This window comes from Pseudomonas sp. 478 (assembly GCF_003254125.1).
GTDB lineage: Bacteria > Pseudomonadota > Gammaproteobacteria > Pseudomonadales > Pseudomonadaceae > Aquipseudomonas.
Genome location: NZ_QKZG01000012.1, coordinates 114,407 through 127,435, shown reverse-complemented (window position 1 = coordinate 127,435; position 13,029 = coordinate 114,407). Strand labels below are relative to the sequence as shown.

General features: G+C 59.4%; 11 protein-coding genes. 9 read left to right on the top strand and 2 right to left on the bottom strand.

Annotation, left to right across the window (positions count from 1 at the left end):
* Nucleotides 1-8: 8 nt before the first annotated feature.
* Complete coding sequence (gene xerC / locus DFS28_RS23400) at nt 9-947, bottom strand: tyrosine recombinase XerC (protein ID WP_371922180.1); 939 nt, start codon at nt 945-947, stop codon at nt 9-11.
* A gap of 390 nt (nt 948-1,337) precedes the next feature.
* Here xerC and arnB point away from each other — a divergent pair, with 390 nt between their 5' ends.
* The 9 genes from arnB to DFS28_RS23355 are packed head-to-tail and all read left to right on the top strand — an operon-like array spanning nt 1,338 to nt 11,727.
* Nucleotides 1,338-2,486: a UDP-4-amino-4-deoxy-L-arabinose aminotransferase gene (gene arnB / locus DFS28_RS23395; protein ID WP_008155322.1), complete on the top strand. Its 1,149-nt coding sequence runs from the start codon at nt 1,338-1,340 to the stop codon at nt 2,484-2,486.
* Complete coding sequence (gene arnC, locus DFS28_RS23390; protein ID WP_111451629.1) at nt 2,483-3,502, top strand: undecaprenyl-phosphate 4-deoxy-4-formamido-L-arabinose transferase; 1,020 nt, start codon at nt 2,483-2,485, stop codon at nt 3,500-3,502. Before arnB ends, arnC begins: the two co-directional genes overlap by 4 nt.
* Nucleotides 3,499-5,490: a bifunctional UDP-4-amino-4-deoxy-L-arabinose formyltransferase/UDP-glucuronic acid oxidase ArnA gene (gene arnA, locus DFS28_RS23385; RefSeq protein ID WP_111451628.1), complete on the top strand. Its 1,992-nt coding sequence runs from the start codon at nt 3,499-3,501 to the stop codon at nt 5,488-5,490. The genes arnC and arnA overlap by 4 nt, the downstream gene beginning before the upstream one ends.
* A complete protein-coding gene (gene arnD, locus DFS28_RS23380) occupies nt 5,490-6,374 on the top strand; it encodes a 4-deoxy-4-formamido-L-arabinose-phosphoundecaprenol deformylase (RefSeq protein ID WP_111451627.1) in 885 nt (294 codons plus the stop codon). Before arnA ends, arnD begins: the two co-directional genes overlap by 1 nt.
* Nucleotides 6,371-8,020 carry a lipid IV(A) 4-amino-4-deoxy-L-arabinosyltransferase gene (gene arnT, locus DFS28_RS23375; protein ID WP_111451626.1) on the top strand — a complete coding sequence of 550 codons (1,650 nt, stop codon included), beginning with the start codon at nt 6,371-6,373 and terminating at the stop codon, nt 8,018-8,020. The genes arnD and arnT overlap by 4 nt, the downstream gene beginning before the upstream one ends.
* Nucleotides 8,017-8,361 (top strand): 4-amino-4-deoxy-L-arabinose-phosphoundecaprenol flippase subunit ArnE, encoded by a 345-nt coding sequence (gene arnE, locus DFS28_RS23370; protein ID WP_111451625.1) that lies wholly within the window; start codon nt 8,017-8,019, stop codon nt 8,359-8,361. Before arnT ends, arnE begins: the two co-directional genes overlap by 4 nt.
* Entirely contained in the window at nt 8,358-8,759 is a 402-nt protein-coding gene (gene arnF, locus DFS28_RS23365; RefSeq protein WP_111451624.1) for a 4-amino-4-deoxy-L-arabinose-phosphoundecaprenol flippase subunit ArnF, read from the top strand. The genes arnE and arnF overlap by 4 nt, the downstream gene beginning before the upstream one ends.
* Entirely contained in the window at nt 8,756-10,135 is a 1,380-nt protein-coding gene (locus tag DFS28_RS23360) for a UDP-glucose/GDP-mannose dehydrogenase family protein (RefSeq protein ID WP_111451623.1), read from the top strand. The genes arnF and DFS28_RS23360 overlap by 4 nt, the downstream gene beginning before the upstream one ends.
* A gap of 5 nt (nt 10,136-10,140) precedes the next feature.
* The gene (locus DFS28_RS23355; RefSeq protein ID WP_178082227.1) at nt 10,141-11,727 is read left to right on the top strand and encodes a glycosyltransferase family 39 protein; all 1,587 of its coding nucleotides are present in this window, start codon (nt 10,141-10,143) and stop codon (nt 11,725-11,727) included.
* 240 nt (nt 11,728-11,967) lie between these two features.
* Here the strand turns inward: DFS28_RS23355 and DFS28_RS23350 are convergent, their stop codons facing one another.
* Nucleotides 11,968-12,933: a LysR family transcriptional regulator gene (locus tag DFS28_RS23350; RefSeq protein ID WP_111451622.1), complete on the bottom strand. Its 966-nt coding sequence runs from the start codon at nt 12,931-12,933 to the stop codon at nt 11,968-11,970.
* Nucleotides 12,934-13,029 lie beyond the last annotated feature (96 nt).

Here is a 13,029-nt window from a genome sequence, read left to right as displayed (position 1 = left end):
CCCACCCATCAAAGATCGAACCGGTCCACGGCCCGACGCCGCTCGTTGTCATCGCGCACATCGTAGTTGGCCGTGGTCTGGATGTTGCTGTGATGGGCGAGTTTCTGGGCGATCGACAAGTCGTACTCCTCAATCACTCGGGTAATGAACGAACGTCGAAAATCATGCGGCATGATTTTCACCCCGACCTGCGCGCCCCGCTGTCGGGCGATGTAATAGATCGCATGTTTGGTGATGCGCTCGCGGGTGACGTGACTGCCGCGGCGGATGCGATTGAACAGGAACGAATCGTCCGTTTCGCCCTCCTTCAGTAGCGAGCGCCGCAGCTCCAGCCAGTCATTGAGTTTGGCGAACGCCCAGGCCGGTGCGTACTTGATCAATTGCTTGTTGCCCTTCGCGGTCACACGAAGGCTGCGCTCGGCGAAATCGACCTGATTCAGGTCCAGGTTCACCGATTCCGATTTGCGCATGCCCGAGCCATACAAAATCCCGATGATCGCTGCATCCCTCAACCCTTGAGGCCGTGGATCGGCAGCACAGACCGCCATCAATTCCTGGATCAGCGTACGCCTGAGGTTGCGCCCCTGGGACAATCGCGTGCCGGCAATCCCCTTGACCGAGCGCATTTTCAGCAAGTGTTCCTGACTGATCAGGCTCATGCGCCACGCTTCGTTCATCACCCCGCGCACCGCGTTGACGTACAGCGAAGAGGTGTTCGGCGCGTAGCCGTCGGTGCGCAAGGTGGCCACCAGTGCGATGACATCTTCGGGTTGCAGGTTGTGCCAGGGAATCTCCTCGACGTTCATGTCTTCGAAGCCCAGCCGGTCAGCGGCGTCCTGCAACACATAACGCATGGTCAGTTGGCTCGAAGGCGCCAGACGTGCCAGGTACAGGGTCAGCGGATTGGTCTTTGAAGGGATTGGGTCGGTAGCGGGTAAGTCAATCAAACGAAACGGCCTTAATGTGGAAACAGTTCATTAAACAACTAAGGATTGAAACATCCTTCATGTAAAGCGGGGCATTTCTGTAGGACTTTCTACTGGAAATCTCGATGAACGGCACAAGCCTGAACAGTGGCTGTATGACATACAGATAAACGATTCGCCGACCGGGTTTTCATGTTCCTTTCACAAAATCGGGAATAATCTCAATGAATCCGGGGTGACCCTGCTTTTGGTCCCAACCTGCCGAGCATGGCAGCAAAAGTCAACTGATGTGCTTTCTCAGGCATTTGAAGTAACTGACTGATGCAGCTTTTGTTTTATCGTCTAAGCTTGCACTGGATCCAATTATTTTTTAGCCTCACAGGCTATTTGCTCTTCAGCCCCGAGGTGTCCATGAGTCAGGCTTTTCTCCCCTTCTCTCGCCCCAGTATCGGCGATGAAGAAATTGCCGCCGTAGAGCAAGTATTGCGCTCCGGCTGGATCACTACCGGGCCGAAAAACCAGGAACTTGAAGAGCAATTCGCCAACTACGTTGGATGCCGTCATGCCGTGGCACTGTCCTCCGCCACCGGCGGGATGCACATCACGTTACTGGCATTGGGCATTGGTCCTGGCGACGAGGTCATTACGCCGTCCCAAACGTGGGTATCCACCGCCAACATGATCTGCCTGCTGGGCGCGACACCGGTGTTCGTCGACGTTGATCGCGACACACTGATGAGTGACCTGGCCAGCATCGAAGCCGCGATCACGCCGCGCACCAAAGCCATCATTCCGGTGCATTACGCCGGCGCCGCGTTCGATCTCGATCCGCTTTATGCGTTGGCCGACAAACATGGCATCCCGGTCATCGAAGACGCCGCCCACGCGGCGGGCACCTTCTACAAAGGTCGGCATGTCGGCGCGAAAGGCACGGCGATCTTCTCGTTCCACGCGATCAAGAACATGACCTGCGCCGAGGGCGCCATGTTCGTCAGTGACGATGAGGCCCTGGCCAGTCGTGTGCGCATGCTCAAGTTTCATGGTCTTGGCGTCGACGCCTATGACCGCATGACGCACGGCCGCAAACCCCAGGCCCAGGTCATGGAGCCCGGCTTCAAGTACAACCTGGCCGACATCAACGCCGCCATCGCCCTGGTGCAGCTGGAACGCCTGGACCAGATCAACGCCAAGCGTACCGAACTGGCCGGCGCCTACCTGCAACGCCTGGAAGGCTCAAAGGTGCAGCCATTGGCTATTCCGGCGTACCCGCAACAGCACGCCTGGCACCTGTTCATCCTGCGCATCGACACCGAGCGCTGCGGGCTGGACCGTGAAGCATTCATGAAGGCCCTGCAGGCACAGAACATCGGCACCGGCATTCACTTCATCGCCACTCACCTGCACACCTACTACCGCCAACGCTTCCCCAACATCTATTTGCCCAACACCGAATGGAACTCTGCACGGCTGTGCTCGATTCCATTGTTCCCCGACATGACCCTCGATGACGTCGATCGTGTGGTCGGCGCCATTGAAAACGTTATGGACTCAAGCCTGTGAAACCTTACCCAATCCGTTGCGTGTCGATCGTCATCCCGGTCTACAACGAGCAAGACAGCCTGCCCGAGTTGCTCCGGCGTACCGAAGCGGCCTGTCAGCAATTGCACCATGACTACGAGATTGTATTGGTCGATGACGGCAGCCGCGATGGCTCGGCGCAGATCCTCGAAGCCGCCGCCAATCGCGAGGGCAGCCGGGTGGTGGCGGTCATTCTCAACCGCAACTACGGCCAGCACGCGGCAATCATGGCCGGTTTCGAGCAGTGCAAGGGCGATGTGGTCATCACCCTCGACGCCGACCTGCAAAACCCTCCCGAAGAAATCCCGCGGTTGGTGGCGCAGGCCGAGCTGGGTTATGACGTGGTCGCCACCGTGCGCAACAACCGCCAGGACTCGGCGCTGCGCCGCTGGCCGTCGAAGCTGATCAACCTGGCCGTGCAGCGCTCCACCGGCGTCGCCATGACTGACTACGGCTGCATGCTCCGCGCTTACCGGCGAACCATCGTCGACGCCATGCTCGCCTGCCGTGAACGCAGCACCTTCATCCCGATCCTTGCCAACAGCTTCGCCCGGCACACCACGGAAATCCTGGTGCCCCACGCCGAGCGCGAACACGGGGAATCCAAGTACAGCCCCATGCGCCTGGTCAATCTGATGTTCGACCTGATCACCTGCATGACCACTACGCCCCTGCGTTTGCTGAGTATCGTCGGCTTCGGCATGGCGGCCCTCGGCGTGCTGTTTGCCATTACGCTGATCGTGTTGCGCCTGGCCTTCGGCGCCCATTGGGCCGGCGACGGGACGTTCGTACTGTTCGCCGTGCTGTTCATCTTCACCGGTGGCCAGTTCATCGGCATGGGCCTGTTGGGCGAGTACCTGGGTCGCATGTACGGCGACGTGCGCGCCCGCCCCCGGTTCTTTATCGAAAAGGTTCTGCGTGGTCAGCCTGCTGCCCCTGCTCCCATTGTCACCGTTGACGGCCTCACTTCCACTTCTTCAGATCAGGTTCTCTCATGAGTGCAAAAGCTATTGTCTTCGCCTATCACGATATCGGCTGTGCCGGCATTGAAACCCTGCTCAGCTCGGGCTTTGAAATTGCCGCCGTGTTTACCCACGCCGATGATCCGAAGGAGAACGCGTTCTATGGCTCAGTTGCGCAACTGTGTGCCCGCAATGGCATCCCGGTGCACGCCCCCGAAGATGCCAACCACCCGCTGTGGATCGAGCGCATCAGCAAGCTCAACCCGGATTACCTGTTCTCGTTCTACTACCGCCACCTGCTGAGCGAACCGCTGCTGGCCACCGCCAGCAAAGGCGCCTTCAACCTGCACGGTTCGTTGCTGCCGCGCTACCGTGGACGCGCACCGGCCAACTGGGTGCTGGTCAACGGCGAAACGGAAACCGGCGTTACCTTGCATCGCATGGTCAAGCGTGCCGATGCCGGCGCCATCATTGCCCAGCAAAAGGTTGCCATCGACCGCAGCGACACTGCCTTGACCCTGCATGGGAAATTGCGCCTGGCCGCCACCGACTTGCTGCGTGACACCTTGCCAGCATTACTCGCCGGCAAAATCAGCGAAACCCCACAGGACGAATCCAAAGCCACTGTGTTTGGTCGTCGCACGCCAGCCGACGGCAAATTGGTCTGGAAGCGTCCCGCCGAAGAGCTGTTCAACCTGGTCCGTGCGGTCACCCAGCCGTATCCAGGCGCGTTCTGCGCCGTGGGCGAGCACAAGCTGATTGTCTGGAGCGCAGAAGTCGCCCAAGGCAATGAAGGTCAAGCGCCTGGTCGCGTCATCAGCGTCAACCCACTGCGAATCGCCTGCGGCGAAGATTCCCTGGTGATTACCGCCGGCCAGCGTAACGACAACGGCTTGTACCTCAGCGGCCCGCAACTGGCCAACGAGCTGGGTCTGGTGGACGGTTCCGTGCTGCGTGGCGCCGAGTCCGGTCGCGCCCCGCGTCGCACCCGCGTGCTGATCCTCGGCGTCAACGGCTTCATCGGCAATCACCTGTCCGAGCGCCTGCTGCGTGACGATAGATACGAAGTCTATGGCCTGGACATCGGCTCGGACGCCATCGACCGTCTGCGCAGTCACCCGAACTTCCATTTCGTCGAAGGCGACATCAGCATCCACTCCGAATGGATCGAATACCACATCAAGAAGTGCGACGTGGTCCTGCCACTGGTGGCGATCGCCACGCCGATCGAATACACCCGCAACCCGCTGCGGGTGTTCGAACTGGACTTTGAAGAGAACCTGAAACTGGTTCGCTACTGCGTCAAGTACAACAAACGCGTGATCTTCCCGTCGACCTCCGAAGTCTATGGCATGTGCCAGGATCAGAACTTCAACGAAGACACCTCCAACCTGATCGTCGGTCCGATCAACAAGCAGCGCTGGATCTACTCGATCTCCAAGCAACTGCTCGACCGCGTGATCTGGGCCTACGGCCAGAAAGGCCTGAACTTCACGTTGTTCCGTCCCTTCAACTGGATGGGCCCACGCCTCGATCGCCTGGACTCGGCGCGTATCGGCAGTTCCCGGGCGATCACCCAGCTGATCCTCAATCTGGTGGAAGGCACACCGATTCGCCTGTTCGATGGCGGTGAGCAAAAACGCTGCTTCACCGACATTGCCGACGGCGTAGAAGCCCTGGCGCGGATCATCGACAACGACAACGACGCCTGCAACGGCCAGATCATCAACATTGGCAACCCGGACAACGAAGCCAGCATCCGCCAGTTGGGCGAAGAGCTGCTGCGTCAGTTCGAAGCCCACCCGTTGCGCGACAACTTCCCGCCGTTCGCCGGGTTCCGCGATGTCGAAAGCAAAGCGTTCTACGGCACCGGGTATCAGGACGTGTCGCACCGCAAACCGAGCATCGCCAACGCCAAGCGCCTGCTGGACTGGACGCCGACCGTGGAAATGAGTGAAACCATCGGCAACACGCTGGACTTCTTCTTGCGTGAAGCCATGCTCGAAATCGCGGACAAGCGTTAATGCAGGCAGGTCTTCGAATCGATGTCGACACGTACCGAGGCACCCGTGAGGGGGTGCCGCGGCTCCTGGAAATCCTCGATGAAGCGCAGGTCAAGGCGACGTTTTTTTTCAGCGTCGGGCCGGACAACATGGGGCGCCACTTATGGCGCCTGATCCGTCCGCAATTTCTCTGGAAAATGCTCCGTTCCAACGCGGCAGGCCTGTACGGCTGGGACATCTTGCTGGCCGGCACCGCGTGGCCCGGCAAACCGATCGGTCGTGATCTTGGGCATTTGATGCGTCAAACCGTGGCCGCCGGGCATGAAGTCGGCCTGCACGCCTGGGACCATCACGGCTGGCAGGCCAATGCCGGACGCTGGAGCGACAAGCAGCTGATCGAGCAACTTCGTCGGGGCGTGGACACGCTCTGCGACATCCTCGGGCAAAACGTCGAGTGCTCGGCATCCGCCGGGTGGCGGGCGGACGAGCGCGTGATCGAGGCCAAGCAAGCGTTCAGCTTTCGCTACAACAGCGATTGCCGGGGCCAGAGCCTGTTCCAGCCGAGATTGGCCGATGGTGGTTTGGGTGCGCCACAGATTCCGGTGGACCTGCCGACGTTCGATGAGGTAGTCGGCCCCCACGTGGCGGCCAAGGACTTCAACGCCTTCATTCTTGATCGCTTCAACCCCGAAAAACTCAACGTCTATACGATCCATGCCGAAGTAGAAGGGATTCTGATGGCCAACGATTTCCGCAAACTGCTCGCCGATGCGCGCCAGCGAGACATCCATTTTCAACCCTTGGGCGATCTGCTGCCCGAAACCCCCGACACCTTGCCGGTCGGCCGAGTGCTGCGCGGCACCCTCGAAGGTCGCGAAGGCTGGTTGGGAGTGCAAGGCGTATGAGCAAGCGCTGGGCATTGCCGTTGTTGCTGGGCATCTTCTTGCTGGCGTATCTGCTGCCGCTGGGCAGCCACGGCTTATGGATTCCCGACGAAACCCGCTACGCCCAGATCAGCCAGGACATGCTCCTGAGCGGTAACTGGGTGTCGCCGCATTTCATGAGTTTGCGTTATTTCGAAAAACCCGCGGCCGGCTACTGGATGATCGCCGCCAGCCAGGCACTGTTTGGCCAGAACCTGTTCGGCGTGCGGTTTGCCTCCGCCCTGAGCACCGGGCTGAGTGTGTTGCTGTGTTACCTCATCGCTCGCCGGATGTGGAACGATCCTCGCAAGAGTTTTGCCTGTGCGCTGCTGTACATGAGTCTCACCGTCATCGCCGGCGCGGCGGGCTACGCCAATCTCGATCCGCAATTCACGTTCTGGGTCAATTTGAGTCTGGTCGCGTTGTGGTTTGCGCTGGACAGCGTCGACCACACCCAACGCCTGATCAGTTGGGCCGGGTTAGGCCTGGCCTGCGGCATGGGGTTCATGACCAAGGGTTTCCTCGCCTGGTTGTTGCCGGTGTTGATCGCCCTGCCCTGGATGCTCTGGCAAAAACGCTGGCGTGAGCTGCTGATCTACGGGCCGTTGGCGATTGTCGTGGCCATCGCCGTCAGCTTGCCGTGGGCCTTGGCGGTGCATGGCCAAGAGTCCGATTACTGGCGGTTCTTCTTCTGGCACGAACACATCCGCCGCTTCGCCGGGGACGATGCCCAGCATGACGCCCCGTGGTGGTACTACTTGCCGTTGCTGGTGGCGTTCAGTCTGCCGTGGGCGGCGTTGTTGCCAGCGGCGTTGCGCCAGGCGTGGCAAACACGACGTCAGTCGAATATCGCTTTCCTGTTGTTGTGGCTGTTGATGCCGCTGCTGTTTTTCAGCCTCAGCAAAGGCAAATTGCCGAGCTACATCCTGCCGTGCCTGTTACCGCTGGCGTTGCTGCTGGGCCACGCACTGGTGGACCGCTTGAAGCTTGAGCAAGGCCGGATACTGGGCATCAATGGTTTGCTGAACCTGCTGCTGGGCGTGGCGATCCTGGTGGCCCTGGTCTACCTGCAACTGAAAAAGCCGCTCTACAACCATGAACTGCACAACCTGGTGCTGGTGTTCATCGGCCTGACCGGCTGGATCATGGCCAACCTGCTGCAAGCCTTCAGACCCTTGCAATGCTGGGCGGCGCCGGCCTTCGGCAGTCTGCTGCTGATCGGCTTGTTGCCGGCCGGGCTGCCCGAATCGGTGGTCGCCAACAAGATGCCCGACCAGTTCATCCTCGAACATACCGAGGAACTCGGCCAGACCGACCAGTTGCTGAGCAACGACCTCGGCGCCGCCGGGGCCCTGGCCTGGCGCCTGAAGCGCCCGGACGTGGCGTTGTACAACACGATAGGCGAATTGAAATATGGCCTCGCCTATCCTGACGGCGCACAGCAGCGAGTCGACCCGAAGCAGGTTCAAGCATGGATGCGCGATGCCCGCCAGAGCGGTTCGGTCGGCGTGGTGATGCGCATCAAGGGTGACGACGAACTGCGCGAAATCGAACGGCTGCCCAAGGATGGAAAGCGCTATGAACAAGGCAACATTGTGATTCTGATTTTCCCTCAGGAGGCGTCATGAGCCTGTTACTGCTCTTGACCGCCTGCCTCCTCACCTGCCTGGGCCAGATCGCCCAGAAATACGCTGTTGAAAGCTGGCGCGACAAGGCCTTGGGCTGGAACGAGAAACTGCGTTCACCGTGGCTGTGGCTGGCGCTCGCCGCGTTGGGATTGGGCTTGCTGGTATGGCTGCTGGTGTTGCAGCGCCTCGAAGTCGGCATCGCCTACCCGATGCTGAGCCTCAACTTCGTACTGATCACCCTGGTCGCCCGCTTCGTTTTCCACGAAACCATCGACCGTCGCCACTGGTTGGGTGTGGCGCTGGTGATCGGTGGCGTGGTGCTGCTGGGGCAACACACATGAACCTGCGTCGCGGAATTACCTTCGCACTGGGCAGCGTACTGCTGGTCAGTGCCGCGCAATTGGGCATGCGCTGGAGCATGAGCCGCCTGCCATCGCCCGAGCACTGGCTCACCACCAGCATCGATCTGAGCGCTGTCGCCGTGGTGCTGGTCGCCATTTTCGCTTACGCCCTGTCGATGCTCAGCTGGCTTGCCGCCCTGCGGGATTTACCGCTGGGCCGGGCTTATTCGCTGCTGAGTATCAGCTATGCGCTGGTGTACCTGCTGGCCGCCAGCCTGCCGCTGTTCAACGAAACATTCAGCCTTTCAAAAACCATCGGGGTGGCCTTGGTCATCCTCGGTGTCATTACCATTAACTCTCGGCCTGCTCGCACGCGCGAACTCAGGAGTGCCCCATGAAAATCAGTGTATTTGGTAGCGGTTACGTTGGTCTGGTGCAAGCCGCTGTCCTGGCAGAAGTTGGCCACGACGTGGTCTGCATGGACATTGACGAGAAAAAAATCGAGCTGTTGCAGCAAGGCCACGTGAGCATTTTCGAACCGGGGCTGGCCAGCCTGGTGCGTGAAAGCCTGGAAGCCAAACGTCTACAGTTCACCAGCGACGAAAAATTCGCGGTGCAGCATGGTCAGGTGTTGTTTATCGCGGTCGGCACACCGTCCCGGGACGATGGTTCGGCGGATCTGAGTTATGTGCTGTCGGTGGGAGAAGCCGTGGCGCGTCATCGTGAACAACCGGTGATTCTGGTGGAGAAATCCACGGTGCCGGTGGGCACGGGTGACACCTTGCGCGCGCACATCGACAAGTGCCTGATCAAGGTCGGCCGCTTGCTGCAGTTCGATATCGTCTCCAACCCGGAATTTTTGAAAGAAGGCTCGGCCGTGGCCGATTGCCGGCGTCCGGACCGGATCATCATCGGCTGCGAACGCGATGAAGTGCGTGACGTGATGCGTGACCTCTACGCGCCCTTCAACCGCAACCATGACCGGGTCATGTTCATGGACCTGCGCAGCGCCGAGCTGACCAAGTACGCCGCCAACTGCATGCTGGCGACCAAGATCAGCTTCATCAACCAGATCGCCGAACTGGCCGAACACCTGGGCGCCGACATCGAATCGGTGCGCCTGGGCATCGGCGCCGATTCGCGCATTGGCTACCATTTCATCTACCCCGGCTGCGGTTATGGCGGCTCGTGCTTTCCCAAGGACATGCGCGCGCTGATCCACAGCGCTGAAGAGGCGCATTGCTCCAACGATTTGCTGAAAGCGGTAGAAGCAATCAACGAGCGTCAGAAGCACAAGCTGTTTGAGCGCATCAACGCGTTCTACAAGGGCGATTTGCGCGGCAAGACCTTTGCCGTGTGGGGACTGGCGTTCAAACCGAACACCGACGACATGCGCGATGCACCGAGTCGGGTGCTGCTCGAATCGCTGTGGGCTGCCGGGGCCAACGTCCGCGCATTCGACCCCGAAGCCATGCAGGAAACCCAGCAACTGTATCCCGATGAACCCAAGTTAATGCTCATGGGCACACCGGAATCGGTATTGTCCGGCGCTGACGCGTTGATCATCTGCACCGAATGGCAGCAGTTCAAGGCCCCGGATTTCAACCTGATCAAACAACGGCTCAACGCACCGATAATCTTCGACGGACGCAACCTCTACGACGCCGATCGCCTGGCTCGCGCCGGCTTCAAGTACTTCCCGATGGGCCGCGGTGAATCGCGCAATCTGCCGATTCCGCATCAGCAGTGGCCCGCTGCATCGGTCACCGCTTGATTGCGATGTCACCTGGTATCCGCCGACAGTCGCTAGGCCTGGGACTGTTGGCGCTGCTGCTGTTCAGCGCCGGGGTGTATCAGCAGGCGGTGATCGGCTTCGATTCGCGCTTCGTGTTGTTCGCTCAGGAAATGCTGCGCCACGGGCCGTCCGCTTTTCCGACCACCTATGGCCAGCCGTATGCGGACTATTCGGCGCTTGCGACACTGTTCACCTGGCTGCTGTCGCTGCCGTTCGGTCAGGTCAACAGCCTGAGTGCCTGGTTGCCGAGCGCCATTGCCGGGGCGTTGATCGTCACGCTGATGTACCGGTTGCTGGCGCCCTACTCCCAGCGTTGGGCGTTGCTGAGCATCGCCTTGATGCTGCTGACCAACACATTTGTCACCGAAGCCCGTGCCGTGTCCCTGGATTTGATGCTCGCGGCGGTGGCGTTTTCGGTGTTCTACCTGGGCTATGCCGCCGATCATTTCGCAGCAAAGCGCCGGTGGTGGCTGATCTTTGCCTTGTTGCTGCTGGGTTTCGGGATTCGCGGGCCGATCGGGCTGGTGATTCCCACGGGCATGCTGTGCAGCTATTTCTTGCTCAATCGACAATGGCCGCATTTTTTTGGTTTTGGCCTGATGGCGTCGGTGCTGCTGGGTTTGTGCATTGGCGTGCTGCTGTGGCTGGCGGAAACCGTCGGCGGCCCGGAGTTCATGCACGACGTGGTGCGCATGCAGTTCATGGGGCGCATGGACGGTAGCGAAGGCGTCAGCGGTTCGCTGTATTACTTCACCAGCTCGGTGGGCAACTATGCGCTCGCGTACCCGTTGGCATTGCTGGTACTGGCCGCCGTCTGGCTGACAACTCCACGTCAGGCCGGTCCTGCATTGCGTCTGTTGCAGTACTGCACGGCAGCCGGCCTAATCGTGATGGTCGGGCTCTCGATCCCCCAGGCCAAAAAGGCCCGCTACCTGCTGCCGATGTTGCCCATGGCAGCGATCATTGCGGCGTATCCGTTTCAGGTGGCGCACGGTCGGGTATTCGCCTGGTTACGGGGGTTGATGCAAGGGGTGTGGTTGTTGATTCCCGCCCTGTTGGCCGTTGGATTGATGGTCGCTCACCGACGTTTTTCCGAGCAATTGCCGGCGCTGACTGCAATTCTGATCATTCTTGGCGTGCTGCAAGTCATTGCGCTGGCGGTGCTTTTGCGGCCCGGCTGGCGGGCTCAGACACTGGCCTGGTGCGCGGTCCTGGCGTTGTGGTCGGTCTACATTCTGGTATTCGAACCGGTCGAACGCCGACTCTACGACACCCGGGCTTTCAGCCGCGCGGCCTTCGCACTGGTCCAGAAAGACCCGGCGCCCCTGGTGCTGCACGCCATGGGTAAAGACGCCAAGGCGATCAAGTTCATGGTCAACATCGAGCAGGATTTACAGCCGGTTTTCACCGAATCGACCCAAGAACTGGAAAACCTTCAGCGGCCGGCATGGTTGATGATGGATGAAAACGACTACCGCGCCCTGCAGGGCACGCCATTGGGTGCGTTGCCGCCCGTGTTGAGCGGCAGTTTCGACAAAAACGATTACATCCTGCTGCATGTGAAACCGTAGTCAGGGGGATTGGATTGGGTACATATCCGTTTCTTCGGTAACGGATATACACCCAATCAAAGCAACCACTATGTAGGTCCACCTGAAACCCCGAGCATTACGGTGTACACCAAGCTTTATGTAGCACCTGGCGAAGCCTGCATTCGAACGCGCAGCAGTCGTAAGTTTTTCAGCGCAACAAGTTGCTGCAAGTCGCGATTAATCCGATCGATTCAGACCACGTTTCGCGTGTTGTCGACATCACACCGGCGCCTTCAAATCAACCCCCAACGCCTGGGCAAACGCCTTGACCAGCGGACTGCGCACAGTGTTGTGGCGAAGGATCAGATTGAACGGCGTGACGATGTGGATGAGGTCCGGACGCACCGCCCGAAACTGCCCCTGAGCGACCATCGATGCGGCGTAATGCTGTGGCAGAAAACCCACGAAACGCCCGGTCTTGATCAACAATGCCACCGCTTCGACCTGGCTGGCCGAGGCAGAAAAGCTGTCGTAGTGGGCAAAATTCAGTTTGTCGCGATGAATCGCGTAGCGGTGGTTGATGCACTCGTAATCCTTGAGTACATGACTGCCGATTTCTGCCTCCGGCACCGTGAATAACGGATGACCGACCGCACAATAAACTTCGGAGCGTTCTTCATAAAGCGTGTAGTAATCAAACTCTTCGCGTTTCTGATAAACCGGCACGATCCCCGCCACTAACCGCCCCTCTACCACGCCTCTTTCCACTTCATCCAGCTGAGAGGCTTGAAGTTGAAATCTTACTTTCGGCGATGTTTCATTAATTGTTCTAAGCGCAGCAACTAACGGCGAATTAACATCGGAAATCGTATTATCAATAACCCCCACACCAAGGTCACCGATCAGTTCGTTTTGCGCTGAACTAAGGCGATCACGAAAGTTGTCGACCGAGGCAAATAAATCAATGGACGCCTGATACACCAGACGACCCTCTTCGGTCAGGTGAAAACCCTCGCGACCGCGGGTGCACAGGCGCATGCCGATGCGGATCTCCAGGTCGGAGATCTGTTTGCTGATGGCTGCCAGTCCCACATTCAGCTCGTTCTGGGCGGCACTGAAGCCGCCGGCCTCGACCACGGCCTTGAATACTTTGAGCAGTTTGAAGTCCAGACCGCTGAGGGTCAGCGGTGCCCGATGACCCGTTTTCAGCGGCGGGTTTCCGGAATTGGAAAGTGGGGTTTCCATAATGCCTATTTACCTCTGGCGCCCTATTCAACAACCTGTGTCCAACAACAAAAACAGTGCTGGTAAATAATAATGACCACAGAAAACCAGGCTTGG

Excerpts from the sequence above, each read along its gene's own strand:
- arnB (WP_008155322.1), top strand. The coding sequence starts at position 1,338 with ATGAGTCAGGCTTTTCTCCCCTTCTCTCGCCCCAGTATCGGCGATGAA.
- arnA (WP_111451628.1), top strand. The coding sequence starts at position 3,499 with ATGAGTGCAAAAGCTATTGTCTTCGCCTATCACGATATCGGCTGTGCC.
- arnD (WP_111451627.1), top strand. The coding sequence starts at position 5,490 with ATGCAGGCAGGTCTTCGAATCGATGTCGACACGTACCGAGGCACCCGT.
- arnT (WP_111451626.1), top strand. The coding sequence starts at position 6,371 with ATGAGCAAGCGCTGGGCATTGCCGTTGTTGCTGGGCATCTTCTTGCTG.
- arnE (WP_111451625.1), top strand. The coding sequence starts at position 8,017 with ATGAGCCTGTTACTGCTCTTGACCGCCTGCCTCCTCACCTGCCTGGGC.
- arnF (WP_111451624.1), top strand. The coding sequence starts at position 8,358 with ATGAACCTGCGTCGCGGAATTACCTTCGCACTGGGCAGCGTACTGCTG.
- DFS28_RS23360 (WP_111451623.1), top strand. The coding sequence starts at position 8,756 with ATGAAAATCAGTGTATTTGGTAGCGGTTACGTTGGTCTGGTGCAAGCC.
- DFS28_RS23355 (WP_178082227.1), top strand. The coding sequence starts at position 10,141 with ATGTCACCTGGTATCCGCCGACAGTCGCTAGGCCTGGGACTGTTGGCG.
- DFS28_RS23350 (WP_111451622.1), bottom strand. The coding sequence starts at position 12,933 with ATGGAAACCCCACTTTCCAATTCCGGAAACCCGCCGCTGAAAACGGGT.